Source organism: Streptomyces sp. NPDC001843, assembly GCF_042891955.1.
In the GTDB taxonomy this organism is placed as follows: Bacteria; Actinomycetota; Actinomycetes; order Streptomycetales; family Streptomycetaceae; genus Streptomyces.
In genome coordinates, this window is record NZ_JBIATQ010000020.1 from 72553 (window position 1) to 96823 (window position 24271).

Sequence of the window (24271 nt, forward strand, 5' to 3'; positions counted from 1 at the left end):
TCACCCCTCCTCGACGTGGACGCCCCCTCGTCTGCTGCACGGCCGCGGTGAGAGCTGGGTCACAGCAGGCGCATGGGCCACCCGGGTGGCGGACGGGGCGGAACATCGTCACCGCCGCGAACGCTGTAACAGGTATGAGCGAATACCGGATCGAACATGACTCCATGGGCGAGGTCCGTGTCCCCGCCGACGCGAAGTGGCGGGCACAGACCCAGCGCGCGGTCGAGAACTTCCCCGTCTCCGGGCAGCGGATCGAACGGGCGCACATCGAGGCGCTGGCCCGGATCAAGGGCGCCGCGGCGAAGGTGAACGCCGAACTGGGGGTGCTCGACAAGGACGTGGCCGAGGCGATCCAGGAGGCCGCCAAGGAGGTCGCCGAGGGGAAGTGGGACGAGCACTTCCCGGTCGACGTCTTCCAGACCGGGTCGGGGACCTCGTCCAACATGAACACCAACGAGGTCATCGCCACGCTGGCGACGGAGCGGCTGGGCCGGCCCGTGCACCCCAACGACCACGTCAACGCGTCCCAGTCGTCCAACGACGTCTTCCCGTCCTCCATCCACATCGCCGCCACGGCCGCCGTCACCCATGACCTGATCCCGGCCCTGGAACATCTCGCCGGCGCGCTCGGCCGCAAGAGCGAGGAGTTCGCCGACGTCGTGAAGTCCGGGCGCACCCATCTCATGGACGCCACGCCCGTGACCCTCGGTCAGGAGTTCGGCGGGTACGCCGCCCAGGTGCGGTACGGCGTCGAGCGGCTGAACGCCTCCCTGCCGCGCCTGGCCGAGCTGCCGCTGGGCGGTACCGCCGTCGGGACCGGCATCAACACCCCGCAGGGTTTCTCCGCCGCCGTGATCGCGGAGGTCGCCCGGACCACCGGGCTGCCGCTCACCGAGGCGCGCGACCACTTCGAGGCGCAGGGCGCCCGGGACGGGATCGTGGAGACGAGCGGGCAGCTCAGGACCATCGCGGTGGGGCTGACGAAGATCGCCAACGATCTGCGGTGGATGTCCTCCGGCCCGATGACGGGACTCTCGGAGATCTCGCTGCCCGACCTCCAGCCCGGTTCCTCCATCATGCCGGGGAAGGTCAACCCGGTCATTCCGGAGGCGGCGCTGATGGTCGCGGCCCAGGTGATCGGCAACGACGCCACCATCGCCACGGCCGGCGCCGCCGGGAACTTCGAGCTGAACGTCATGCTCCCGGTCATCGCCAAGAACGTGCTGGAATCGATCCGGCTGCTGGCGAACGTCACGCGGTTGCTCGCCGACCGGACCGTCGACGGCATCGTCGCCCACCGCGACCGGGCCCGCGAGTACGCCGAGTCCTCGCCCTCCGTGGTCACCCCGCTCAACAGGTACATCGGGTACGAGGAGGCCGCGAAGGTGGCCAAGAAGGCCCTGTCGGAACGTAAGACGATCCGACAGGTGATGGAGGAGAGCGATTACGTGGAACGCGGCGACCTGACCCAGGAGCAACTGGACGAGGCGCTGGATGTCCTGCGTATGACGCATCCGTGACGGGCCGGGAACCATTCGCGCCGACCGGCCGGAACCGTGACGCATGACGCGGCGTCGTATGCCTGGGGCACCTAATATCTGTGCATGGCAGACGGTGGAGCGGTGAGACGCGTGGACCGCGGGGACGCGGGTGGCACTACGGCCGGTGGTACGGCCTTCTGGGCGCCCGGGAGTCAGATCCTGTGGCGGTACCGGGAGAACGCCGGCGACCGCCTCCACATCGCGCGCCCCGTGACCGTCGTCCGGGACGACGAGGAACTGCTCGCCGTGTGGCTGGCGCCGGGCACCGAGTGCGTGCGCCCGGTGCTCGCCGACGGCACGCCCGTGCACCTGGAGCCGCTGCGGTCGCGCTACACCAAGCCCCGCTCGGTACAGCGCGACCGGTGGTTCGGGACGGGTGTGCTGAAGCTGGCCCGGCCCGGTGAGCCCTGGTCGGTCTGGCTGTTCTGGGAGCCCGGCTGGCAGTTCAAGAACTGGTACGTCAATCTCGAGGAACCGCTGGCCCGCTGGGACGGCGGGGTCGACTCCGAGGACCACTTCCTCGACATCTCCGTGCACCCCGACCGGAGCTGGCACTGGCGGGACGAGGACGAGTTCGCGCAGGCCCAGCGGGACGGTCTGATGGACGCCCGGCTCGCCGAACGGGTGCGGGCGGCGGGGCGTGCCGCGGTGGACGTGATCCGCGCCTGGGGCCCGCCGTTCTCGGACGGCTGGCCGCACTGGCGCCCCGATCCGTCCTGGGCGGTACCGTCACTGCCGGAGGACTGGGACCGTACGCCCGCGCACGTGTCCTCATGAGACCCTTGATGCGCCCCCGGTGCACAACCGTAGGATCGTCCTCCGTAAGGAGGATCCGACACAACTCCCGGGGCGCGTACCGGGCTTGACCCAATGTCACCGAGGGGCGGCAGGACGTGAGCGAGTGGTACGAGGGCACCACCACCGCGGGCCCGAGACGGTCCGGCGGCACAGGGCCGTCCGCTGACCACGCGGGATTTCCGTTCCCGGGGCACGTATTCCGGGTATCGGGTTTTCTGCGGGACGAACTGCGTGCACGACGCGCGGCCCCGGACGGATGGATTCGACACGCGTGACGGAGCAGCCGACCTCATACGAGCGCCCCCAGGCGGGCGTCGCCCCCGCGGAGCCCCGCGGGGCGCTCCTGCATACCCCGACGACGCTCGGCCCCACCGCATTACCCGCACAGGCCCGCGCCGGCGAGACGCCCTCCTCGCCCGGTACCACGACGCCCTGCGGCAAGGGGAAGGAGCTTCCAGTCAACGGCCCCGAGCACGCCCAGCCCTCCGCGGCGGAACCGGACACACACCGCCCGCGGCCCGCGGCCGAGCACATCCCTCTCCAGCCGGTCGCCGAGCAGCAGGACGGTTCCGGCGGGCAGGAACGCCGTACCGGGCGGGGACTGCCGCCGGGACGGCCGCTTCCCATGCGGCGGGACGGCGACCGGCTGCGCTTCGTGGGTGCCGCGACCCGGCGGATCGCCCGTGGTCTCGATCTCGACGAGATCGTGATGGGCCTGTGCCGGGCCACGGTGCCGACGTTCTCGGACGCGATCCTCGTCTATCTGCGCGACCCGCTGCCGATCGGTGACGAACGTCCGACCGGGCCGGTGCTGCTGCGGCTGCGCCGCACCGACCGGATCCCGGAGGAACGGGACACCGAGGGCGGTTTCCTGCCCGCGCCGGCGGCGGAGGGCGAGCTCCCGGAGCTGTCGTCGGTGACCGCCGAGCTGTGCGAGGTGCGGCCCGGCGGCGCGCTCAACGAGGTGCTGCGGGGGGTGCGTCCGGTGTTCGCCGACTCGCCCGCCGCCCGTGCCGCGCTGCCCGAGCTGCTGGGCGAGGGCGGCGAGTCGCTCGTCCCCGACGGCCGGCACGCGATCCTCGCCCCGCTGCGCGGCCGGCGCCGGGTCATCGGTGCCGCGCTGTTCCTGCGCCGCACGGAGCGGCTGGCGTTCGAGGCCGACGACCTGCTGGTCGCCGCCCAGCTCGCCACGCACAGCGCGCTCGGCATCGACAAGGCGGTGCTCTACGGCCGCGAGGCGTACATCGCCGACGAGCTGCAGCGCACCATGCTGCCGGAGACGCTGCCCCGCCCGACCGGTGTGCGGCTGGCCTCGCGCTATCTGCCGGCCGCGGAGACCGCACGGGTCGGCGGCGACTGGTACGACGCGATCCCGCTGCCCGGCAGCCGGGTCGCCCTCGTCGTCGGCGATGTGATGGGCCACTCCATGACCTCGGCGGCGATCATGGGCCAGCTGCGGACGACCGCGCAGACCCTCGCCGGGCTCGACCTGCCCCCGCAGGAGGTGCTGCACCACCTGGACGAGCAGGCGCAGCGCCTGGGCACCGACCGGATGGCGACCTGCCTGTACGCCGTGTACGACCCGGTCTCGCACCGGATCACCATCGCCAACGCCGGTCATCCGCCGCCGGTCCTGCTGCATCTGGGCGGGCGGGCCGAGGTGCTGCGGGTGCCGGCGGGTGCGCCCATCGGCGTCGGCGGCGTCGACTTCGAGGCCGTCGAGCTGGACGCGCCGGCCGGGGCCACGCTGCTGCTCTACACCGACGGACTGGTGGAGTCCCGGCTGAGGGACGTGTGGACCGGCATAGAGCAACTGCGCGAGAAGCTGGCGGCGACCGCCCAGCTGACCGGACCGGACCATCCGCCGCCGCTCGAGGCCCTGTGCGACGAGGTGCTCGACATGCTCGGTCCGGGCGACCGGGACGACGACATCGCGCTGCTCGCCGCCCGTTTCGACGGGATCGCGCCGAGCGACGTGGCGTACTGGTTCCTGGAGCCGGAGGACGCGGCCCCCGGCCGGGCCCGCCGGCTGGCCCGGCGGGCGCTGGCCCGCTGGGGCCTGGAGGAGCTCAGTGACTCGGTCGAGCTGCTGGTCAGCGAGGTGGTCACCAACGCGGTGCGCTACGCCTCCCGCCCGGTCACCCTGCGGCTGTTGCGCACCGACGTGCTGCGCTGCGAGGTCGGCGACGACGTGCCCCAGTTGCCGCGGCTGCGTCAGGCGCGTGCCACGGACGAGGGCGGGCGCGGCCTGTACCTGGTGAACCGGCTGGCCCGGCGCTGGGGCGCGACCCGGCTGAGCACCGGCAAGGTGGTCTGGTTCGAGCTGAACCGGACCTGAGGTCTCCTCCGAGACAGAGCGAAGGGCGCCCGGTTCCCACCGGGCGCCCTTTCGCGTTCCTCGCGCTACTGGCCGCTGCGCCTGAGCGGGTTGATCGGGTCTTCCGGGTTGTCGGGCGTCGTCGCCGAGTTCGACGGGCTCGCCGGTGGCGATGACGACGGAGGTTCGGACGACGGCGGCGGGCTGCTGCTCGGCGGTGCCGACGGTGACGAGGACGACGGGGGCGGGGAGGACGGCGGCGCGGAGCTGTGCGGCGCGGACGTGCTCGGGGCCGGCGGCGGGGAGTGGGTGGGGCTCTTCGTCGGCTCGACCGCCGCGCCCTGCGTGGTGTCGAGGTCGAACTTGGCCTTCTGCGTGACGCCGAAGGTGTACGCCGCCCAGATCTCCGCCGGGAACGTACCGCCGTTGACGCGTGGCTCGCCGCCGGCGTGGTACAGCGGAACCTGGGCGCCGCCCTTCTTGGCCTCGCCGAACAGGCCCACAGAGGTGACCAGGTCGGGTGTGTAGCCGGTGAACCAGGCGGACTTGTTGTTGTCCGACGTACCCGTCTTGCCGGCCACCTGCTGGCCGTCGCGCAGCGGGTTGTCCGCCACGGACCTCTTGGCCGTACCGTCGTCGACCACGCCGGTCAGTACCGAGGTCACCGTGTCGGCGGCCGTCCGGCTGAGCACCTCGCTGCCGATCGGGTCGGGCATCTCGATCTCGCTGCCCTTCTTCTCGGCCGACTTGACGATGGTGGGTGTCACCTTCGTGCCGTGGTTGTCGAAGGTGGCGTAGATCCCGGCCATCTCCAGCGGGCTGGCGCCCATGGAGCCCAGCGTCTGCGCGGGCACCGCCTGCATGCCCTTGGTGTCCATACCGAGCTTGTTCGCCGTGGACATGACCTCTTTCATGCCCACGTCGACGCCCATCTGCGCGAAGACGGAGTTGACGGACAGGTTCATCGCCCGCTGGACGGTGATCGGGCCGTAGCTTTGTTTGTCCTCGTTGGGCGGGCCGAAGCCGACCTTGGTGCCGTTGTCCACGACCTGGCGGCCACTGGTGCCGTCGTAGACCGTGTCGGGGGTGATCGGTTTGCCGTCCTGCGTCTTCGCGTTGTCCTCCAACGCCGCGGCGAGGATCACCGGCTTGAACGTCGACGCGGGCTGGTAGTCCCTGCGTGTGGCGTTGTTGTAGAAGTGCTTGAGGTAGTCCCGGCCGCCGTACAGGGCGACGATCCTGCCGGTCTTGGGGTCGACCGAGACGGCCCCGGCTTGGACGTCGTCGTCGACCTTGCGCTTCTTCGGGTCGAGCTTGCTGTTCAGCTGGACCTTGACGGCCTGCTCCAGCGCGGCCTGCTTCTTCTTGTCGATGTTCAGGGTGATGGTCCAGCCCTGCCTGCGGATCTTCGCCTCCGCGTCGGACTGGGAGAGGTCCTCCTTCTTCATCAGCTGCTGCTCCAGCTGCGTGTTGGCGAGAGCGACCAGGTAGCCCTTCTGGCCGCTCAGGCCCGGGTCACCCTTGGGTTCGTTGGGCTTCGGGAACGTCATGGCCTTGCGCTTGGCGGCGTCCAGCCAGTGTTCCTCGACCATGTTGTTCAGGACGTAGTTCCAGCGCGCCTGCACCAGCTTCCTGCCGGTGGGGGTGGCGGCCTGCCAGTCGTACTGGCTCGGCGCCTGGAGCAGTGCGGCGAGGTAGGCGCCCTGCGGGACGCTGAGTTTCTCGGCGTCGACGCCGTAGTAGGCCTGGGCGGCGGCCTGGATGCCGTAGGCGCCGCGGCCGTAGTAGCTGGTGTTGATGTAGCCGGCGAGGATGTCGTCCTTGTGCTCCTCGCGGTCCACCTTCAACGAGATGACCAGTTCCTTCAGCTTGCGCGTGACGGTCTGGTCCTGGTCGAGGTAGTAGTTCTTGACGTACTGCTGGGTGATCGTCGAACCACCCTGCTTGCCCTTGCCGGACAGGGTGTTGAGCAGGCCGCGGGCGGTGCCCCGGAGGTCGATGCCGTTGTCGTGGTAGAAGCTTTTGTTCTCCGCCGCCACGAAGGTGAGCTGGACCTTCCTGGGCACCTTCGACAGGTCCACGGACTCCCGGTTGATCGCGCCGTCACGGGCCAGGATCTTGCCGTCGCTGTACTTGTAGACGTTGCTCTCGCCCTGCGCGAGCTTGTTGGCCGACGCGGGGATGTCGACGGACAGGTAGAGCGCGATGAACCCGGCGATGCCCAGCAGGCACAGTCCGAGGACCGTGCCGAGGATCTTCTTCCAGGTGAACAGCCTGCGTATCCGGCCCTTGGCGGGCTTGGCGGGCTTGGCGGCCCTGCCTCTCGCCGCGGCCCGGCTGATGTGCGCCGTGGGTTCCGCGTTCGCCGACGGCTGGGCGTCCGTCACGGCCTGGGCGTTCACCGTGGGCTGCGAGCGGTGGCGCTTGGGCGCCGCGCGGCGGCCACCGCGCTGTCGCGCTCGTCTCTCTTCCGCTCGTCCCATGAATCCCTACGCTCGCTTCCGTCTCTGGTCAGCTCTGAAAGCTAACACCGCTCTATATGACAAAGGAGATACGATCCGCTCTTTTACGGACGTGACAATCAGCACGCCATCGCGGGGCAACCAGTACTCCCCCCAAGGGAACCGACGGTCCACGGGGTCGCAGGGTTGCTCCGAACAGCCAAGTCCCCGGAAAGAGCCCGTTCCCGCCGTGTAGCAGAACCGTGACAATCAACCCCCACCTGCAGGGCTGCACTGCCCGCCACGAGCTACACACTCGGCGTATACATGCCGCGTATACACCGTGTGTAGAGTGCGGGCATGTCCATCGGTCACACCCTTCTGGGGCTCCTGGAGTCCGGCCCGCGCCACGGCTACGACCTGAAGCGGGCCTTCGACGACAAGTTCGGTCACGACCGGCCACTGCACTACGGCCAGGTCTATTCGACGATGTCCCGACTGCTGAAGAACGGCCTCGTCGAGGTCGACGGGATCGAGGCGGGCGACGGGCCCGAGCGCAAGCGGTACGCGATCACGGAGGCCGGCATCACCGACGTGGAGCGGTGGCTGGCGACGCCGGAGCAGCCGGAGCCGTACCTCCAGTCGACCCTGTACACCAAGGTCGTGCTCGCGCTGCTCACCCACCGGAACGCCGCCGACATCCTCGACACCCAGCGTTCCGAGCATCTGCGCGGCATGCGGATCCTGACCGACCGCAAGCGCCGGGGCGACCTCGCGGACCAGTTGATCTGCGACCACGCCCTCTTCCACCTCGAGGCCGACCTGCGCTGGCTGGAGCTGACCGCCGCGCGCCTCGACAAGCTCCGTGAGGCGGTAACCCGATGACTCCTCCCCCTGGCTCCCTGCTCGCCGCCGAGGACCTCCGCAAGGCCTACGGTCCGACCCTCGCCCTGGACGGCGCCGGGTTCTCCATCCACCCGGGCGAGGTCGTCGCCGTGATGGGCCCCTCGGGATCCGGAAAGTCGACACTGCTGCACTGTCTCGCCGGGATCGTGCCGCCCGACTCCGGCTCGATCCTCTACGACGGGCGGGAGCTCGCCACGATGAGCGACGCCCAGCGCAGTGCGCTCAGGCGCAGCGAGTTCGGGTTCGTCTTCCAGTTCGGCCAGCTGGTGCCCGAGCTGACTTGCGTGGAGAACGTGGCGCTGCCGCTGCGGCTGAACGGCACGTCCCGCAAGCAGGCCGAGCGCACCGCGCTCACCTGGATGGAGCGGCTGGAGGTCGACGACCTCAAGGGCAAGCGGCCCGGCGAGGTCTCCGGCGGACAGGGGCAGCGGGTCGCGGTGGCACGGGCGCTCGTCACCGATCCCCGGGTGCTGTTCGCCGACGAGCCGACCGGCGCGCTCGACTCGCTCAACGGCGAGCGTGTGATGGAACTGCTGACGGACGCGGCCCGGTCGACCAACGCGGCCGTGGTGCTGGTGACGCACGAGGCCCGGGTGGCCGCCTACTCCGACCGCGAGATCGTGGTCCGGGACGGCAAGTCGCGCGACATGGAGCGCGCCATATGAACGTGCGTCAGTGGTCCAGGGATCTGGCCATGGGGGCCCGGTTCGCCGTCACCGGCGGACGCGAGGGCTGGGTACGGATGCTGCTGACGGGCGTCGGCGTCGGGCTCGGCGTGGCGCTGCTGCTGATGACGACGGCGATACCGAACGCGCTCACGGTGCGGCACGAGCGTGAGGAGGCGCGGCTGGACTACACGTTCAACCAGAAGACCATACCCAAGGCGGACGACACCCTCGTCATCAGCGACAGGGACTCCGAGTTCCGGGACAGCGAGGTCCACGGGCGCCTGGTGGAGCCCGAGGGGGCGCGCGCGCCGCTGCCGCCCGGTGTGGAGAAGTACCCGGCGACCGGCGAGATGGTGGTCTCCCCCGCGCTGAAGTCGCTGCTGGCCTCCGACGGCGGGAAACTGCTGCGGGAACGGCTGCCGTACCGGATCGCCGGCACCATCGGCGAGAGGGGGCTGGTCGGCTCCCACGAGCTCTTCTACTACGCGGGCGTCAAGGGGCTCGCGACGAAGATCGACCACTCCGAGGTGGCCCGTATCGACCGCTACGGCGACCCCCACCCGTCGCCGCAGGAGTCGGACCCGGTGCTGCTCCTGCTCACCCTCGTCGTCTTCGTCGTCCTGCTCATGCCGGTCGCCGTGTTCATCGCCGCGGCCGTACGGTTCGGCGGCGAGCGGCGCGACCGCAGGCTGGCCGCGCTGCGGCTGGTCGGCTCCGACAGCGGGATGGTCCGCCGGATCGCGGCGGGCGAGGCCCTCGCGGGTGCGCTGCTCGGCCTGGCCCTCGGCACGGTCTTCTTCCTGATCGGCCGTGAGGCGACGGGCTCCGTCGAGATCATGGACTTCAGCGTCTTCCCCAGCTACCTCAACCCCTCCCCCCTGCTCGCCGCCCTGGTCGCGGTCACGGTCCCGGCGGCGGCCGTGGCGGTCACGCTGTTCGCGCTGCGCGGGGTGGTCATCGAGCCGCTGGGCGTGGTCCGTACGGCACGACCGGCCCGCCGGCGCCTGTGGTGGCGGCTGCTGCTGCCGCTGGCCGGGCTCGGGATGCTCTACCCGATGTTCGGAAAGGGCCACGACAACGGGAACTTCAACAATTACCTGGTCGCCGGTGGCGTCATCCTGCTGCTGGTCGGAGTCACCGCGCTGCTGCCGTGGGTGGTGGAGACGGTCGTCGCCCGGCTCGGCTCCGGTAGCGTCGCCTGGCAACTTGCCGTACGAAGACTGCAGTTGAGCAGCGGAACGGCCGCACGCATGGTCAACGGCATCGCCGTCGCGGTGGCCGGGGCGATCGCCCTGCAGATGCTGTTCGCCGGCGTGGACAGCCAGTACACCAAGCGCTCGACGAACGACCTGTCACGGGCCCAGATGGAGGTGTTCGTGCCGACCGGGGTCCACATGAACGTGGCAGCCCGGAAGTTCGCCGACACCAAGGGCGTGCGCAAGGCCAGCGCCCTGGCCGGCGGCGATCTCGCGACCACGCGCAGGAATCCCGAGACCTCCAGCCCACTCACCGTCGGCGACTGCGACGCGCTGCGCGAGGTGGCCGAGCTGCCGTCCTGCCGGGACGGTGACGTCTTCGTCCTCGAGGGAGGCGACGACGACGACAGCAGGAACACGTCGAAGCTCGCGCGTCCCGGCCGGACACTGTACTTCGACGCGTCGTACGACGGCACGCGAGGCAAGGAGATCGCCTGGACCGTGCCCCCGCACATCAAGCAGGCCCGGTCCATCGTCGACCCGACGAACGAGCGGCGCGTCGGCATCATGATGACCACCGGAGCGGTGCCCGCGGCAGCGGCCGGGACTCTGTACCAGCACGTCTACCTGTCGCTGGACAGGTCCGTGCCGGATGTGGAGGAGTACGTGCGCAACACCACCGCGCAGCTCTCCCCGCTGGCGGACGCCATGGTGTGGTCGGCCGGCCAGCGCTCCGCCCGGTTCACCTCCATCCGCACCGGTCTGCTCGTCGGCGCCGTCTGCGTGCTGGCGCTGATCGGGGCGAGCCTGCTGGTGTCGCAGCTGGAGCAGTTGCGCGAGCGCAAGAAGCTGCTCTCCGCGCTGATCGCCTTCGGCACCCGCCGCCGCACGCTGAGCCTGTCCGTCCTGTGGCAGACGGCCGTCCCGGTCGCGCTCGGCCTGCTGCTCGCCTCCACGGTGGGCCTGACGCTCGGCGCGGTACTGCTCCGTATGACGGACACACCCGTGCGCGTCGACTGGGCGAGCGTCCTGTCGATGACCGGCGCCGGCGCGGCGGTCGTCCTCGCGGTGACCCTGCTCAGCCTGCCGCCGCTGCTGCGGCTGATGCGGCCCGAGGGGCTGCGGACGGAGTGACGTGCGACGGGGCGGGGTGCGGCGGGGCGGGCGTTAGCTCCTCTCCCCCAGGACCCGTACGGGCAGCGGCCGCAACGCCTCGCGCAGAGCGGCCGCGAGCTCCTGGTACTCCGCGCCGCGGGCCGCGCCGGCGCGCATGGCGAGGGCTATCCGGCGGCTCGGGGCGGGCTCGGCGAAGTATCCCGCGAGGAGCTGGTTGCTGCGCGTCGCCTCGACCTTGAGGGCGGTGCGCGGGAGCAGGGTGCAGCCGAGTCCGCCCGCGACGAGCTGGACCAGGGTCGACAGACCCGCCGCCGTGGTGGTGACCGGGGCGTCCTCCCGCCCCGCCTCCCGGCAGATGTCGAGCGCCTGGTCGCGCAGGCAGTGCCCCTCGTCGAGGAGGAGCAGGTTGAGTTCCTTGAGGGCCTCGCGCGGTATGCCCTCCCGGCCGCCGAGCCAGTGATCGAGGGGGGTGACGAGCACGAAGTCCTCGTCGAACAGGGGCAGTTCGGTGACACCGGGGACGCCGAGGGGAACGGCGAGGAGCAGCAGGTCGAGCCGACCGCTGGTCAGCCCCTCGATCAGGTTGGCGGTCTGCTCCTCGTGGACCTGGAGGTCGAGGTCCGGGTAGCGGTCGTGGACCAGGTCGATGACGGTGGGCAGCAGATAGGGCGCGACCGTCGGGATGACCCCGAGCCGCAGCACGCCCGTGAACGGCGCCCGTACCGCCTCGGCCTCCTCGAGCAGCGCCCCGACCTCCTCCAGCACCGCCTTCGCCCGTACGGCCAGACGCTCACCGGCGGGTGAGAGCAGCACCTTGCGCGTCGTACGCTCGAGGAGCGTGACCCCGAGGGTCTCCTCGAGGGACGACACCGCACCGGACAGCGCGGGCTGGCTCATGCCGATGGCCGCCGCCGCGTCCCTGAAGTGCAGGTGCTCCGCCACGGCGGCGAACGCGCGCAGTTGGGAAAGGCTGGGCCGGCGCCGTTTACCGCTGCCCATGGTCACTGATAGCCACCTCCGATCAACCCGACCGAGTGTAGCTATTTCCCGAATCAATGCCGCCTGTGCCAACATGAAGATCGTCCAACCCATGGGAAACACCCGCAATCCGGATGTTTCCCTCGCTGCAAGGAGAGCGTGTGCTCACTGTCGGTGACAAGTTCCCCGAGTTCGAACTGACCGCCTGTGTCTCCCTGGAGAAGGGCAAGGAGTTCGAGAAGATCGACCACAAGACCTACGAGGGCAAGTGGAAAGTGATCTTCGCCTGGCCCAAGGACTTCACCTTCGTGTGCCCGACCGAGATCGCCGCGTTCGGCAAGCTGAACGAGGAGTTCGCCGACCGCGACGCCCAGGTTCTCGGCTTCTCCGGTGACTCCGAGTTCGTCCACCACGCCTGGCGCAAGGACCACGACGACCTGCGCGACCTGCCCTTCCCGATGATGGCCGACTCCAAGCACGAGCTGATGCGCGAGCTGGGCATCGAGGACGAGGAGGGCTTCGCCAAGCGCGCGGTCTTCATCGTGGACCAGAACAACGAGATCCAGTTCTCCATGGTGACGGCGGGCTCGGTCGGCCGTAACCCCAAGGAGGTCCTGCGGGTGCTGGACGCCCTGCAGACGGACGAGCTGTGCCCCTGCAACTGGAGCAAGGGCGACGAGACGCTCGACCCGGTCAAGCTGCTGTCCGGGGAGTGATCTGACATGTCGCTCGACTCCCTCAAGTCCCGGATACCGGACTACGCCAAGGACCTGAAGCTCAACCTGGGCTCGGTCATCGGCAACTCCGACCTGCCGGCGCAGCAGCTGTGGGGCACGGTGCTGGCGACGGCGATCGCCTCCCGTTCCCCGATCGTGCTGCGCGAGCTGGAGCCCGAGGCCAAGGCGAACCTCACGCCGGAGGCCTACACGGCGGCGAAGGCCGCCGCGGCGGTCATGGCGATGAACAACGTCTTCTACCGCACCCGTCACCTGCTGTCGGACCACGAGTACGGCACCCTGCGGGCGGGCCTGCGGATGAACGTCATCGGCAACCCCGGGGTCGACAAGGTCGACTTCGAGCTCTGGTCGTTCGCGGTCTCCGCCATCAACGGCTGCGGCATGTGCCTCGACTCCCACGAGCAGGTGCTGCGCAAGGCCGGCCTCGACCGTGAGGTCATCCAGGAGGCGTTCAAGATCGCCTCGGTGGTTCAGGCGGTCGGCGTGACGCTCGACGCGGAGGCGGTCATGGCCGAGCCGGCCGAGTAACCCGCCCCATGTGCACGACGGCCCCCGCCCATCCGATGGGCGGGGGCCGTCGTGCACCCATCAAGTGGAACGAGGTCCACAAGGACGGCCAGAAGAGCACCGTCAACGACGACAGCCCCGTCTACGTGGAGAACCGGTTCACCGCGGTGTGGAACCACAACCTCGGGTTCCACCCTGCGTCGGAGGCCGGGAAGGTACCCACATGGCCGGGGCCCGCATCCTGAGTATCCGTACTCAGGCACCCGGCCGTTGCGCCTGAAAGGCTGCAGGACGTGAGCACCTCCGGCACGGAACCACAGCCCGCGGAACCACAACCTGTCCTGCCGCGGGTGCTGGGGACCGCCGTCACGGGAGCGGTTCTGGCCGCCGGTTCCGCGGCCTACCTGTCATGGGCCGAGCAGCGCAGCGACCGGATCTGCCGGACGACCGACAGCCTCTGCTTCACCGGATGGGGGCTGACAGCCGTCCCGCTCCTGTTCACGGCCTCCCTGATCGTGCTGCTCGTCGTGTACAAGAGGCTGGGCATCCGGCCGCGGCTCGCCGTCATCCCGCCGACGCTCGTGCTGGCGCCGGTCCCCCTCGCGGCCGCACACGCGACGGCCGGCTGGTGGGCTGTCGCCCTCATGGGCGGGGCCTGGTCCTCCTCGTTCGCCCTCGCCGCGTGGGGCCGTTACCGGATTCCGGCTGTCGCGGCCTCGGCCGCGCTGCTACTCGGCTCCATGGTCGTCTTCTACGGCTGACGGCTCGCTCTGTCGTGCGACCGCTTCCGCCGAGTACGCGCGCAGGTACCCCACCACGGTGTTCGTCACCGCTACGAGGGGTACGGCCACCACCGCGCCGCCGATGCCGGCCACCATGCCGCCTGCCGCGACCGTGAGGACGACGGCCAGCGGGTGGACGCGGACCGCGCGCCCGAGGATGAACGGCTGCAGGACGTGGCCCTCGATCTGCTGGACCGCGAGCACGACCGCGAGGGTCATGACGGCCGCGAAGACACCCTGGGTGACCAGCGCCACCATCACCGCGAGCGCGCCGGAGGCGACGGCGCCGACGAGCGGGATGAACGAGAACAGGAAGATGAAGACGGCCAGCGGGACAGCCATCGGCACGTCGAGGAAGTAGATGCCGATGCCGATGAAGACCGCGTCTATCAGGGCGACCAGGACCGTTCCGCGCACATAGGCGGTCAGGGTGCGCCAGGCGCGCGGACCGGCGCCGGCCACACCCGGGCGGGCCGCGGCGGGCACCAGCTTCAGGAACCACTCCCAGATGCGCTTGCCGTCGTAGAGGAGGAACAGGGTCGAGAAGAACACCAGCAGGATGCTGGTGAGGCCCTCGATGATGACCTGAACGCCCTCCAGGCCCGCGGACGTTATCTGGTCGGCGTTGGCGCCGATCGCCTCACGGAGGTTCTTCGCGATCTGGTTGATCTGCTTGTCCGTGACGTGGAACGGGCTCTTCAGCAGCCAGTCCCGCAGGTCGTCGATGCCGGACTGGATCTGGGTGGAGAGCGTGTCGATGTTCTCGATGACCTGCCAGGTCACGAACCAGCCCATGAGCCCGATGACGACGAACCCGCTGATGGCGGTGAGCGCGGTGGCCGGGCCGCGCGGCACTCCGCGACGGGTGAGCCGGGCGACCGTCGGCTGCAGCAGCGCGGTCACCAGCAGGGCGATGACGAAGGCGAACACCACCAGCTGGATCGCGCTGATGACCCGCATCAGGACCCAGAGGGTGCCGGCGAGGACCAGCAGCCGCCAGCCGGCTTCGGCCGCCACCCGCACCCCCCAGGGCACCGCCTCGGCGGGGTCGGGACGCGGGCCGGCCGGGGGCGCGGCCCTGCGTGCGACCGGCGCCGGGTTCGAGTCGGCGGCGGGGCCGGAGGCGGAGGGTTCCGGCGGGGTGTGCGAGGGATCAGGGTCGTTCTCGCGTTCCACCTCGGCGCGGCGCTCGTCCAGGCGCCCGCTCACCTCGGTGAGACCTGCACCGAGTTTGCCGAGCCACACTGGCACTCGTGACATGATCCGTCCTCTTCCCCCGCGTCCCCGGATACGCCTCACCACTCCCCTCTGGAGTCGTCGTGTCCGACCGTACAGGGCAGCAGCCCCTCACCCTAGGACGGGGAGGGGCTGCACAAGGTTGAGATGTCGTTCCGGAAGCACCGCAACCGGTGTGGACCGATCAGTAGTTGCCGTTGGCCTGCCAGTACGACCAGGCGTCACACGGGCTGCCGTAACGCACGTTCATGTAGTTGAGGCCCCACTTGATCTGCGTGGCCGGGTTGGTCTGCCAGTCGGCGCCGACGGACGACATCTTCGAGCCGGGCAGGGCCTGGACGAGACCGTAGGCGCCCGAGGAGGGGTTGACCGCCTTGTAGTTCCAGGTGGACTCGTGGTCCACGATGTTGCTGAAGCACTGGAACTGCCCGGCCGGCACGATCTGACGCGCCATCGCCTGGACCTGCGCGACGGTGTAGGAGCTCTGCACCGGGAAGCTGGATGCGTCGCGGACGTCGTCACGGCTGGCCGCGGACTTCGTCTCGGCGCGCTCCTTGGCCGCCTTCGCTTCCTTGGCTTCCTTGGCCGCCTGCTCGGCGGCCGCCTTCTTCTGGATCGCCGTGTGGGCGGCCGCCTTGCGGGCAGCTTCCTCGGCGTCCTTCTTGGCGCTCGCGTCCGCCGCGATGGCCGCGGTGTCCGCCTGCTGCGTCAGGGACGCGGTCTGCACCTGGGCCTGCTGACCCGCGGGGAGGTCGGCGAGAAGCGTGGTGTCGGCAGCCGTCGGCTCGGCGTCGTTGTTCTGCGCGACGCTGCCCGAGGCAACTCCGACGACGCTTCCGACGGCGGTGACCGCGGTGGCCGAGGCCACTGCGAATCCCCGGACCGAAATCCGGCTCACACGGTTTCCTTCCAGCATCGCCCGCTTCGGTGACCCTGGCGGACGCAATCGTGCCCCTGACACTGGCCTCCCAACTGCGGGGTCACGGGAGGCACGGGCCCGGTGGGACAACTCCCCGCTGGGGAGTGCCGTGTGATGCTCGGGCGGCATACGACATCGCTATGGAGTTGGACGTGGTGTTCCGGTGTTGCCGTACCGCTGGGGGTACAGGTGTGTCGTATGCGGGGCCTGACAGGAATGAGACTCTGCCGTAACCGGACGCCGGGTGGCAATTCCGAGTTGCGTGTGAAAGCTCACATCCGGTTTGGTCCAGCGGATTTCCAGAAACGGCCACACACGACGGCGCCGCCCGGCTAGGCTCTCGGCCTTTTGCCGGACGGCGCCAACTGGCTGGTCAGTCACCCATGTTGGTCACTCGGGTCAGATGTGACCCTCTTCGAGCATTTCGGTCACAAGTGCGGCGATCTGGGACCTCTCGGACCGCGTCAGCGTGACGTGCGCGAAGAGCGGATGACCCTTCAGCTTCTCCACGACGGCGACCACGCCGTCGTAGCGACCGACGCGCAAATTGTCCCTTTGCGCCACGTCATGGGTCAGAACGACCCGTGAATTGGCGCCGATTCGGGACAGAACGGTCAGCAGGACATTCCGTTCGAGTGACTGCGCCTCGTCCACGATCACGAACGCGTCGTGCAGCGAGCGCCCGCGGATGTGGGTGAGCGGCAGGACCTCCAGCATCCCGCGCGCGGTGACCTCCTCGATGACCTCGCGGCTGGTGACCGCCGAGAGGGTGTCGAAGACCGCCTGGGCCCAGGGGCTCATCTTCTCGGCCTCGGAGCCGGGCAGATAGCCGAGCTCCTGCCCGCCGACCGCGTACAGCGGACGGAAGACCATCACCTTCTGGTGCTGACGGCGCTCCAGGACCGCCTCCAGGCCCGCGCACAGCGCCAGCGCCGACTTGCCGGTGCCGGCCCGGCCGCCCATCGAGACGATGCCGACGTCGGGGTCGAGGAGCAGGTCGAGCGCGATCCGCTGCTCGGCGCTGCGGCCCTTGATGCCGAACGCCTCACGGTCGCCGCGCACCAGCCGGACGTTGCCCTCGGCGGTGACCCGGCCGAGCGCCTTGCCTCGCTCCGACTGGATCGTCAGACCGGTGTGCACCGGGAGTTCGGAGACCTCCGGCACGTACACGTGGCCTTCCTCGAAGAGGATGTCCACCTGCTCGCCGGGCAGCGTCACTTCGGACATCCCGGTCCAGCCGGAGGAGTCCGTGATGGCGAGTTCGGCCCGGTACTCCTCCGCGAGGAGCCCCACGGAGGACGCCTTGATCCTCAGGGGCAGGTCCTTCGACACGACGGTGACGTCGTACCCCTCGGCCTGCAGGTTGCGGGCGACCGCGAGGATGCGGGAGTCGTTGTCCCCCAGGCGGTAGCCGGTCGGCAGAACGCTGGGGTCCGAGTGGTTGAGCTCGACACGGACGGTCCCGCCGAGTTCCCCGATCGGGATGGGGGCGTCGAGGCGACCGTGCTTCACCCGGTAGTCGTCGAGCAGGCGCAGGGCCTGCCGGGCGAAGTAGCCGAGTTCGGGATGGTGCCGCTTGGCCTCCAGCTCCGTCACCACGACGATCGGGAGCACGACCTCGTGCTCCTCGAACCGGGTGAGGGCGTTCGGGTCGGCCAGCAGGACGCTGGTGTCGAGAACATAGGTGCGCCGGTCTGGCTTGTGGCGCTTTGTGCTGGTCACCACGGAAGGACGTACCCCCTCGGATGAGGTCGGGGAGCGACGAAGTGAGACTGGGCCGGGTGGGCGGGAACCAGTCGGGCCGGTAGCCGGCCCTGGCGCGTGGCGGGCCGAGAACCGGCCCTCCGCGGCTGCGTCCGTGCTGTGACCGCACGGTCGGGCTGGTGCAAAGGGCCTCCCGGGCGGACGGCCCCGAGCCGTCCGCTGAGATGCGACGCCCGTGGTTCGGGTGTCGACCTGCTTGGCTTATGCCCTCGAACAAGCGGCGCCATGCAAGAGCATGGGACAGCGCGCCGGTGAACTCCTTGTTACACCCGCTCGAAATGGGGTATACGAGCGCCTTTCACCCCGGGGGTACGTCCTGGGGTCGGGTTCCCTCGGATCAGCCGCCGTAACGCCGATGACGTGCGGCGTAGTCGCGCAGGGCGCGCAGGAAGTCGACCTTGCGGAAGGCCGGCCAGAAGACCTCGCAGAAGTAGTACTCCGAATGGGCGGTCTGCCACAGCATGAATCCGGACAGCCGCTGCTCACCGCTGGTGCGGATCACCAGGTCGGGGTCGGGCTGGGCGCGGGTGTAGAGGTGACGGCCGATCATGTCGACGTCGACGGACTCGGCCACGTCCTCCAGGGACAGGCCCTTGTCCTGGGCGTCGTGGAGCATCGAGCGGACCGCGTCGGCGATCTCCTGGCGGCCGCCGTAGCCGATGGCGACGTTGACCAGTATTCCGTCGACGTGCGCGGTGGCCTCCTCGGCCTCCTTCAGCGTCCTCTGCATCTGGGAGGGCAGGATGTCGGGCGTGCCGACATGGTGCACCCGCCAGCGGCCGTCGGCGGCCAGCGTGCGCACGACGTCCTCGATGATGCCGAGGAGGGGAACGAGTTCCTCCTTGGGCCGGTCGAGGTTGTCCGTCGACAGCAGCCAGAGCGTGACGACCTCGACGTCGGTCTCGGAGCACCAGCCGAGGAATTCCTCGATCTTCTCGGCACCGGCCCGGTGGCCGTGGACGGTGCTGGAGCCGGCGGCCTTCGCCCACCGGCGATTGCCGTCCATGATGACCCCGATGTGCTTGGGCACCTGAGCGTGGTCCAGGTGGCCCTCCACCCGGCGTGCGTACAGCCTGACCAGCAGACTGCGCAGCTTGTCGCGCAGGTTCACGTGTTCGTCAGCCCCTCCGGTGTGGCGGTCCCCGCGGGCGCAGCCTACCCCTGCGGGGCTTCGGCGGTGGATTCCTGCCCCCGGGCCCCGCCCTTGGGAGGCCACCGGGAGGCCGCTTGGGAACCCGCCGGAAGACCGCTTGCGAGGCCGCCCCCGTGGGAAGAAAAACGGGCCGGTCCGTGGGGGGGGAGACGGACCGGCCCGAGGGGGGGGCTTCCACCATAACCCTTCGTAAGGGCGAATGCGTGCATCCGCGCCTCACAACTACTCTCCGAAGTCGCCCGGCGACGCGGCGGTGAGCGCGGAACGCTTCATTCAAGGGGTTCGAACAGCCGAAACGCAGCCGATTCCCAGGCAAACGAGCCGTTTACGGGTGGATCCAGAGGATTTAGGCCCTCATCAGACCCACTCGACCACTTGTCTCCCCCATCCCCCCGACGGGCGACCCGGTCGCGAACGGCCGCTTGACGCGTCCCTTGACGGGATTCGAGCACCGCGCAGCCCCCTCCGCTGCGCGGCACCACTCACGCAGCTTTGCTTACGCGAATTACCTTGGTCTGAACTTAGTCGACCGGCCGCACGGATGCGAGTCGCGGTCGATAACAATGTGGAAACTCCGGGTGGATGACAGGTGGCCACTACCGCCGCGCCACCGTTTCGCGGAGCACCAGCAGCACGTGCTCGTCGTCACCGTGCCGCAGCGTGCCCTCGCGTTGGAAGCCGCGCTTCTCCAGGAGGCGTACGGAGGCGGTGTTCCCGGAGAAGGGATCGGCGTACAGGGGCCGCACCCGCTCCTGCTGGAGAAAGAGTGTCAGCGCGCGACTGCCTACGCCCCTCCCCCAGTACGGCCGTCCGAGCCAGTAGCCGAGGAAGCGGCGGTCGCCCTCCCACCAGGACACGACATGACCGGCCGCCTCGGCGTCCACGGTGACGGTCCGCACGAGGCAGTCGGGATCCCCGAGGACGCTCTCGCGCCAGTGGGCCATGAACCTCTCCCGCGGCCGGGGCGTGAACCGCGACCGCAGGAGGGCCTCGGGCTCGTGCTCGTACGCCAGGAACCACTCGAGGTCGGCGTCGGCCACCTCTCGCAGCGCGATGTCTTCGTGCTTCTCGGTCATGGCGACGAGTGTGGCCGGGGCCACTGACAACGGCTGCCGCGCTACGGCAGGAGCGGCCGGACCTCCTCGGCGGTGAACCGTACGAAGCCCTCGGGATCCGGCTCGTCCCCCGTCGGCTGGAGGACCACCGTGTCGGCCCCCGCGTCCGCGAGCCGCCGCACGGCGTCCGCGACGGCTGCCGCGTCCCCGGCGACCCCGAGGTCCGGGACGGATTCCAGTCCCTCCGCGACGAGTTCGGCACGGAGGCGGTCGGCGGCGCCGGGCCCGGTCGCCGTGAGGAGATAGACGACGACCTTGTGCGCCCCGGCACGCCCCGCCTTCTCCCGGCCCTCCTCGATGAGCCGGCGCGCCCGGCGTACACCGTCCGGGGGCGTGGCGGCCGTGAGGATCGTGCCGTCGGCGGCCTCACCGGTCAGCCGCAGCGTACGGGGCCCGGTGGCACCGGCGAGGACCTCGACGGCACCGTCCGGGGGCCAGTCGAGGGCGACGCCGTCGAGCTTCACGTACCGTCCGTCGACGCTGACCCGCTGCCCGCCCAACAGGGCCCGCAGCGCCTCGAGATGCTCCCTCAGCAACGTCAGCGGAGACTCGGCGCGGGCGCCGACCTGCCCCATCCAGTCCTGCACACCGTGGCCGACGCCGACGATCGCCCGCCCCGGGAACATCCGGTGCAGCGCGGCCGCCTCCATCGCGGTGATGGCCACGTTCCGGAGCGGCACGGGCAGCAGTCCGACCCCGATCCGCACCCGCTCGGTCCACGCGAGCGCGGCGGCGGCCGTGGAGATCCCGCCCTCCAGGAAGCAGTCCTCCCACAGCCAGAGTTCCTCCAGCCCCGTGGAGTCCGCGATGCGGGCCACGGATCGGAGTCGCTCCGGGGGGAGTTGGGGACGGAAAACGGCGCCGAGAGCAGTCATGCGCCTTTCGTAGCCCGTCGGTGGCATACGCCACAACTCGATTTGGGTACGGTCGGCCCCATGGGGCGCTGGCGGGACGGGCGGGGCAGGCTCACGGTTCTGGGCGACGGCGGCACTGCCGGCATCCCCCTGGAGATCGCCGCCTCCTACCGTGCCCGGACGAAGGGCCTGCTGGGCCGGGACTCCCTGAACGGGGCCATGCTCCTGTCCCCGGCCGGCAGCGTGCACACCTTCCGCATGCGGATACCCATCGACGTCGCCTACCTGGACCGCCGACTGAAGGTCGTCGCCGTACGCACCATGCGCCCCGGCCGCCTGGGCCTGCCCCGCCTGCGCGCCCGGCATGTGCTGGAGGCGGAGGCGGGGGCGATGGAGGGGTGGGGGGTTCGGGTGGGGGTGCGGGTGGCGGTGGAGGCCGACCTCGGGGCCGAGGGAGACTGACACGCCTGCGGCCGTGGCAATTGGTGGGTATGTGCCAGGCTCAGTCGGTGAATCCGCAGGTGGGGAAGTCTCGGCGTGAGACATTCCCTCCAATCGCACACGTCAGGTCCTGAGGTACGCACTCGCTGCGGTTCGGGGCAGCACCGCCCACATGCGCGTGCCACCGCCCGGTTCGCGGGCTTCGCCGAAGTCCCAGTCGCCCTCGCATGCCCTGACCACGCAGGCGAGCACCCGCAGCGCCGCCCGGCGGCGGCTGTCGCAGGCGGTGGCGAGGCGGGGGTTGATGTGGCGGGGGTGGCCGTCGAAGAGGCTCACGCGGAGGGCGGCGTCGCGGTAGCGCAGCGATACGTAGATGTCGGCGGAGGGGGTGAAACGGCAGGCGCATGCGGTCAGTTCGCTCACCACTTGTACGGCGGGATCCGTGAGCTCCCCGAGGTGGTGGACCTGGAGGATCGTCCGGACCGCCGTTCTGGCGATCGCGGGAGTCTGCGGGGAGGCGGGGAGCGTGAAGCTGTAGGCCAGGGTTTCGGGGGTGGAGGGCGTCGGGGGCAGGTCCGCGGAGTGCGGGACCAGGCAGGACGTCATGTGTGCGGGCATGGCGGCGACTTCCTTGTCGTCGGTTTGCGTTGACGCCTCGATCGGTGGCCTGTCTCCCTGACGCGGCCCGCCCCTCCCAGGGCAGGAGGTTGCGGGCAGGCTCGCGCGATGCGCTTCCGGGGGGCGCCGGGCCGTGTTCGGCCCGTCACTGAATGTAGGAGTGCAGGAGTCACGTTGTCCACTTATTCGGAGATAATTACCCCCTTGAGAGTTGGACCGTTGACCTGTGGACCGGCAGACTGAGGCGACCGCATGGCAGGCGAAGGGGTGGCATGGCGACGAGAAGCGCACCGACGGAGCGACAGAAGCGGCTGGGCGCCGAGTTGCGGAGGATGCGGCTCGCGGCGGGAGCCACTACGGAGTACGCCGCTGGACTGCTCGGCATCGATCGGACCCGGCTGTCCAACATGGAGTCGGGGATCCGCCCCTTCTCGGCGGAGCGCGTGCGCACCCTCGCGTGCAACTATGACTGCGCCGACGAGCGTTATGTCGAAGCACTGGCCGCGATGGCGGACGAGAAGGCGCGGGGTTGGTGGGAGCACTACCGAGGCACCCTGCCCGCCGGCCTGTTGGACATCGCGGAGTTGGAGTGGCACGCCGCGCGAGTGCGAACGGCCCAGGTGATGCATGTACCCGGGCTGCTCCAGACCGAGGAGTACGCCCGTGCCGTCTTCGCTGCCGTACTCCCCGCCCTGACCCGGCTGGAAGTGGAACTGCGGGTGGACCACCGCATGAAGCGGCAACAGGTGTTCGAACGGGCCGAGCCGCTTCCCTACGTGGCGTACGTCCATGAGGCCGCGCTGCGCATGCCGTACGGCGGCGCCGAGGCGACCCGGCGCCAACTGGAACACCTGGCCGCCCAGTCCGAACGCGAGACCATCGATGTCCGGGTGATTCCCAGCAACGTGGGTGATTTCCCTGGCGCGGGCCACGCTCTGCTGTATGCCGACGGAATCGTCCCCCAACTGGACACCGTGCAGTTGGATTCCGCGCACGGTCCGGAATTCACCGGCGCCGAGGCACAGCTCACCAAGTACCGTGCCCACTTGGATTGGATGGACGACGCGGCGCTGTCACCGGCGGCCTCCCGCGACCTCGTCCGGACTGTCGCCCGAGAACTCTGAGGGAGCCACCATGACCGACATCAGCTGGGAAGACCCCTTCTGCGGCGAGGGAAACAACTGCTTCCGCATAGGCACCGACCCCCAAGGCAACGCCTACATCGCCGTCGCCGGGCAGGAGGAGCACTTCGTCACCGACACCCGCGAAGCGCTCCGCACCCTCATCCTGGAGATCAAGGCCGGGAAGGCGGATCATCTGCTGTAGGTGACCGCCCGGTCATCCCCCGAGATTCCGCGCCCGAGAGTTCTGAGGGAGCCGCCATGACCGACATCACCTGGGAAGACCCCTTCTGCGCCGAAGGCAACAACTGCTTCCGCATAGGCACCGACCCCCAAGGCAACGCCTACATCGCCGCCGCCGGGCAGGAGGAGGACTTCGTCACCGACAGCCGCGAAGCGCTCCGTACGCTCATCCTGGAGATCAAGGCCGGGAAGGCCGACCACCTCCTGTAGGCCCGGCTGCTACCCCGAGCGCGGGAAGCTGACCTCCACCCGGCGGTTCTTCTTGCGGCCCTCCTCGGTCGAGTTGTCCGCGATCGGGTACTGCTCGCCGTAGCCCCGTACCTCGAAGGTGATGTTCGCGTCGTTCAGATCCTGGTCGAGGACGCCCTGCACGGCGTTGGCACGCTGCCTCGACAGGACGTCGCCGTGGGCCGAGGAGCCCAGGTTGTCCGTGAAGCCGAAGACCCTGACCTGGGTCGCGTTCTGCTTCTTGATCTCGTCCGCGATGGCCTGGATGCGGGACTTTGCGTCGTTGCTCAGCTTGAAGCTGTCCTTGCCGAACAGCACCTCAGCCTGCAGCGCGAACTTCACGTCCGCGTTGGTGTCCTCGCGGCGTTCGTCCCCGCTCTGGTCCTCGACGACCGACTTGATGTCCAGCACCTTGGGATCCGCGAGGGTGGCGCCCTCGGGGAGCTTGAGGTCCGGGTCGGTGGGGTCGACCTTCACCGGGGCTGAGGCGGAGGGTTCGGTGCCCGGGGGGACGCTGGGGCTGGTGTCGTCGGCGCGGGCCGTTGTGGGGGCGAGCAGGAGGAAGGCGGCGGTGGTCACGGCGAGGGGGAGG

Annotated in this window: 24 protein-coding genes; 14 read left to right on the forward strand and 10 right to left on the reverse strand. The window is 69.9% G+C overall.

Going from position 1 to position 24271, the window contains the following annotated elements; all coding sequences use genetic code 11:
- Positions 1-134 precede the first annotated feature (134 nt).
- The 3 genes from ACFYZQ_RS35790 to ACFYZQ_RS35800 all read left to right on the forward strand — a co-directional run bounded on the left by ACFYZQ_RS35790 (position 135) and on the right by ACFYZQ_RS35800 (position 4677).
- Complete coding sequence (locus tag ACFYZQ_RS35790) at positions 135-1520, forward strand: class II fumarate hydratase (protein ID WP_389157216.1); 1386 nt, start codon at positions 135-137, stop codon at positions 1518-1520.
- Positions 1521-1604: 84 nt separating this feature from the next.
- On the forward strand, positions 1605-2318 hold the full coding sequence (locus ACFYZQ_RS35795) for a DUF402 domain-containing protein (RefSeq protein ID WP_389157219.1): 714 nt from the start codon (positions 1605-1607) through the stop codon (positions 2316-2318).
- A gap of 277 nt (positions 2319-2595) precedes the next feature.
- Positions 2596-4677: a SpoIIE family protein phosphatase gene (locus ACFYZQ_RS35800; RefSeq protein ID WP_389157222.1), complete on the forward strand. Its 2082-nt coding sequence runs from the start codon at positions 2596-2598 to the stop codon at positions 4675-4677.
- Positions 4678-4742: 65 nt separating this feature from the next.
- Here the strand turns inward: ACFYZQ_RS35800 and ACFYZQ_RS35805 are convergent, their stop codons facing one another.
- Positions 4743-7139, reverse strand: coding sequence for a transglycosylase domain-containing protein (locus ACFYZQ_RS35805; protein WP_389157225.1), 2397 nt, complete (start codon positions 7137-7139; stop codon positions 4743-4745).
- A gap of 318 nt (positions 7140-7457) precedes the next feature.
- On the opposite strand from ACFYZQ_RS35805, the gene ACFYZQ_RS35810 reads away from it, so the two are divergent.
- Genes ACFYZQ_RS35810 through ACFYZQ_RS35820 form a run of 3 tightly spaced genes read left to right on the forward strand, consistent with a single transcriptional unit; the run spans position 7458 to position 11001 of the window.
- Positions 7458-7982 carry a PadR family transcriptional regulator gene (locus tag ACFYZQ_RS35810; protein ID WP_389157228.1) on the forward strand — a complete coding sequence of 175 codons (525 nt, stop codon included), beginning with the start codon at positions 7458-7460 and terminating at the stop codon, positions 7980-7982.
- Positions 7979-8668, forward strand: a complete 690-nt coding sequence (locus tag ACFYZQ_RS35815) for an ABC transporter ATP-binding protein (RefSeq protein ID WP_389157231.1) — start codon at positions 7979-7981, stop codon at positions 8666-8668. The genes ACFYZQ_RS35810 and ACFYZQ_RS35815 overlap by 4 nt, the downstream gene beginning before the upstream one ends.
- Positions 8665-11001 (forward strand): ABC transporter permease, encoded by a 2337-nt coding sequence (locus ACFYZQ_RS35820; protein ID WP_389157234.1) that lies wholly within the window; start codon positions 8665-8667, stop codon positions 10999-11001. The genes ACFYZQ_RS35815 and ACFYZQ_RS35820 overlap by 4 nt, the downstream gene beginning before the upstream one ends.
- Before the next feature lie 33 nt (positions 11002-11034).
- On the opposite strand, the gene ACFYZQ_RS35825 is transcribed toward ACFYZQ_RS35820, so the two are convergent.
- Entirely contained in the window at positions 11035-11982 is a 948-nt protein-coding gene (locus tag ACFYZQ_RS35825) for a LysR substrate-binding domain-containing protein (RefSeq protein ID WP_389157236.1), read from the reverse strand.
- A gap of 140 nt (positions 11983-12122) precedes the next feature.
- On the opposite strand from ACFYZQ_RS35825, the gene ACFYZQ_RS35830 reads away from it, so the two are divergent.
- The 4 genes from ACFYZQ_RS35830 to ACFYZQ_RS35845 are packed head-to-tail and all read left to right on the forward strand — an operon-like array spanning position 12123 to position 13966.
- Entirely contained in the window at positions 12123-12677 is a 555-nt protein-coding gene (locus ACFYZQ_RS35830) for a peroxiredoxin (protein WP_389157238.1), read from the forward strand.
- A gap of 6 nt (positions 12678-12683) precedes the next feature.
- Positions 12684-13226 (forward strand): alkyl hydroperoxide reductase, encoded by a 543-nt coding sequence (locus ACFYZQ_RS35835; RefSeq protein WP_389157240.1) that lies wholly within the window; start codon positions 12684-12686, stop codon positions 13224-13226.
- An 8-nt stretch (positions 13227-13234) separates the two neighbouring features.
- Positions 13235-13450 (forward strand): hypothetical protein, encoded by a 216-nt coding sequence (locus ACFYZQ_RS35840; RefSeq protein ID WP_389157243.1) that lies wholly within the window; start codon positions 13235-13237, stop codon positions 13448-13450.
- A gap of 48 nt (positions 13451-13498) precedes the next feature.
- The gene (locus ACFYZQ_RS35845) at positions 13499-13966 is read left to right on the forward strand and encodes a hypothetical protein (protein WP_389157245.1); all 468 of its coding nucleotides are present in this window, start codon (positions 13499-13501) and stop codon (positions 13964-13966) included.
- Here the strand turns inward: ACFYZQ_RS35845 and ACFYZQ_RS35850 are convergent.
- From ACFYZQ_RS35850 to ACFYZQ_RS35875, 6 genes are all read right to left on the reverse strand, one after another.
- Entirely contained in the window at positions 13934-15247 is a 1314-nt protein-coding gene (locus ACFYZQ_RS35850) for an AI-2E family transporter (RefSeq protein WP_389157247.1), read from the reverse strand. The genes ACFYZQ_RS35845 and ACFYZQ_RS35850 overlap by 33 nt on opposite strands.
- A gap of 160 nt (positions 15248-15407) precedes the next feature.
- Complete coding sequence (locus ACFYZQ_RS35855) at positions 15408-16121, reverse strand: transglycosylase SLT domain-containing protein (protein ID WP_389157249.1); 714 nt, start codon at positions 16119-16121, stop codon at positions 15408-15410.
- A gap of 420 nt (positions 16122-16541) precedes the next feature.
- Positions 16542-17867 carry a PhoH family protein gene (locus ACFYZQ_RS35860; RefSeq protein WP_389157252.1) on the reverse strand — a complete coding sequence of 442 codons (1326 nt, stop codon included), beginning with the start codon at positions 17865-17867 and terminating at the stop codon, positions 16542-16544.
- 376 nt (positions 17868-18243) lie between these two features.
- Complete coding sequence (locus tag ACFYZQ_RS35865; protein WP_389157254.1) at positions 18244-19017, reverse strand: isoprenyl transferase; 774 nt, start codon at positions 19015-19017, stop codon at positions 18244-18246.
- A gap of 638 nt (positions 19018-19655) precedes the next feature.
- Entirely contained in the window at positions 19656-20135 is a 480-nt protein-coding gene (locus ACFYZQ_RS35870; RefSeq protein ID WP_389157256.1) for a GNAT family N-acetyltransferase, read from the reverse strand.
- 41 nt (positions 20136-20176) lie between these two features.
- Positions 20177-21049, reverse strand: a complete 873-nt coding sequence (locus ACFYZQ_RS35875; RefSeq protein WP_389157259.1) for an LLM class flavin-dependent oxidoreductase — start codon at positions 21047-21049, stop codon at positions 20177-20179.
- Positions 21050-21109: 60 nt separating this feature from the next.
- Here ACFYZQ_RS35875 and ACFYZQ_RS35880 point away from each other — a divergent pair, with 60 nt between their 5' ends.
- Positions 21110-21490 (forward strand): DUF192 domain-containing protein, encoded by a 381-nt coding sequence (locus tag ACFYZQ_RS35880; protein ID WP_389157262.1) that lies wholly within the window; start codon positions 21110-21112, stop codon positions 21488-21490.
- A 102-nt stretch (positions 21491-21592) separates the two neighbouring features.
- On the opposite strand, the gene ACFYZQ_RS35885 is transcribed toward ACFYZQ_RS35880, so the two are convergent.
- On the reverse strand, positions 21593-22087 hold the full coding sequence (locus tag ACFYZQ_RS35885) for an ATP-binding protein (RefSeq protein WP_389157265.1): 495 nt from the start codon (positions 22085-22087) through the stop codon (positions 21593-21595).
- Between the two features lie 272 nt (positions 22088-22359).
- Between ACFYZQ_RS35885 and ACFYZQ_RS35890 the strand changes: the two genes are divergently transcribed.
- From ACFYZQ_RS35890 to ACFYZQ_RS35900, 3 genes are read left to right on the forward strand one after another with little or no spacing between them, the layout of a single operon-like run.
- Positions 22360-23211 (forward strand): helix-turn-helix domain-containing protein, encoded by an 852-nt coding sequence (locus ACFYZQ_RS35890; protein WP_389157268.1) that lies wholly within the window; start codon positions 22360-22362, stop codon positions 23209-23211.
- A gap of 10 nt (positions 23212-23221) precedes the next feature.
- Positions 23222-23413: a hypothetical protein gene (locus ACFYZQ_RS35895; protein WP_389157271.1), complete on the forward strand. Its 192-nt coding sequence runs from the start codon at positions 23222-23224 to the stop codon at positions 23411-23413.
- Between the two features lie 56 nt (positions 23414-23469).
- A complete protein-coding gene (locus ACFYZQ_RS35900) occupies positions 23470-23661 on the forward strand; it encodes a hypothetical protein (protein ID WP_389157274.1) in 192 nt (63 codons plus the stop codon).
- Positions 23662-23670: 9 nt separating this feature from the next.
- Here ACFYZQ_RS35900 and ACFYZQ_RS35905 read toward each other — a convergent pair whose 3' ends face one another.
- Positions 23671-24258 carry an OmpA family protein gene (locus tag ACFYZQ_RS35905; protein ID WP_389157322.1) on the reverse strand — a complete coding sequence of 196 codons (588 nt, stop codon included), beginning with the start codon at positions 24256-24258 and terminating at the stop codon, positions 23671-23673.
- Between the last annotated feature and the right edge of the window lie 13 nt (positions 24259-24271).

What these genes read in the sequence shown, in the direction of transcription:
- ACFYZQ_RS35790 (WP_389157216.1), top strand. Translation starts at nt 135, where the DNA reads ATGAGCGAATACCGGATCGAACATGACTCCATGGGCGAGGTCCGTGTC.
- ACFYZQ_RS35795 (WP_389157219.1), top strand. Translation starts at nt 1,605, where the DNA reads ATGGCAGACGGTGGAGCGGTGAGACGCGTGGACCGCGGGGACGCGGGT.
- ACFYZQ_RS35800 (WP_389157222.1), top strand. Translation starts at nt 2,596, where the DNA reads ATGGATTCGACACGCGTGACGGAGCAGCCGACCTCATACGAGCGCCCC.
- ACFYZQ_RS35805 (WP_389157225.1), bottom strand. Translation starts at nt 7,139, where the DNA reads ATGGGACGAGCGGAAGAGAGACGAGCGCGACAGCGCGGTGGCCGCCGC.
- ACFYZQ_RS35810 (WP_389157228.1), top strand. Translation starts at nt 7,458, where the DNA reads ATGTCCATCGGTCACACCCTTCTGGGGCTCCTGGAGTCCGGCCCGCGC.
- ACFYZQ_RS35815 (WP_389157231.1), top strand. Translation starts at nt 7,979, where the DNA reads ATGACTCCTCCCCCTGGCTCCCTGCTCGCCGCCGAGGACCTCCGCAAG.
- ACFYZQ_RS35820 (WP_389157234.1), top strand. Translation starts at nt 8,665, where the DNA reads ATGAACGTGCGTCAGTGGTCCAGGGATCTGGCCATGGGGGCCCGGTTC.
- ACFYZQ_RS35825 (WP_389157236.1), bottom strand. Translation starts at nt 11,982, where the DNA reads ATGGGCAGCGGTAAACGGCGCCGGCCCAGCCTTTCCCAACTGCGCGCG.
- ACFYZQ_RS35835 (WP_389157240.1), top strand. Translation starts at nt 12,684, where the DNA reads ATGTCGCTCGACTCCCTCAAGTCCCGGATACCGGACTACGCCAAGGAC.
- ACFYZQ_RS35840 (WP_389157243.1), top strand. Translation starts at nt 13,235, where the DNA reads ATGTGCACGACGGCCCCCGCCCATCCGATGGGCGGGGGCCGTCGTGCA.
- ACFYZQ_RS35850 (WP_389157247.1), bottom strand. Translation starts at nt 15,247, where the DNA reads ATGTCACGAGTGCCAGTGTGGCTCGGCAAACTCGGTGCAGGTCTCACC.
- ACFYZQ_RS35870 (WP_389157256.1), bottom strand. Translation starts at nt 20,135, where the DNA reads ATGACCGAGAAGCACGAAGACATCGCGCTGCGAGAGGTGGCCGACGCC.
- ACFYZQ_RS35875 (WP_389157259.1), bottom strand. Translation starts at nt 21,049, where the DNA reads ATGACTGCTCTCGGCGCCGTTTTCCGTCCCCAACTCCCCCCGGAGCGA.
- ACFYZQ_RS35880 (WP_389157262.1), top strand. Translation starts at nt 21,110, where the DNA reads ATGGGGCGCTGGCGGGACGGGCGGGGCAGGCTCACGGTTCTGGGCGAC.
- ACFYZQ_RS35885 (WP_389157265.1), bottom strand. Translation starts at nt 22,087, where the DNA reads ATGCCCGCACACATGACGTCCTGCCTGGTCCCGCACTCCGCGGACCTG.
- ACFYZQ_RS35890 (WP_389157268.1), top strand. Translation starts at nt 22,360, where the DNA reads ATGGCGACGAGAAGCGCACCGACGGAGCGACAGAAGCGGCTGGGCGCC.
- ACFYZQ_RS35895 (WP_389157271.1), top strand. Translation starts at nt 23,222, where the DNA reads ATGACCGACATCAGCTGGGAAGACCCCTTCTGCGGCGAGGGAAACAAC.
- ACFYZQ_RS35900 (WP_389157274.1), top strand. Translation starts at nt 23,470, where the DNA reads ATGACCGACATCACCTGGGAAGACCCCTTCTGCGCCGAAGGCAACAAC.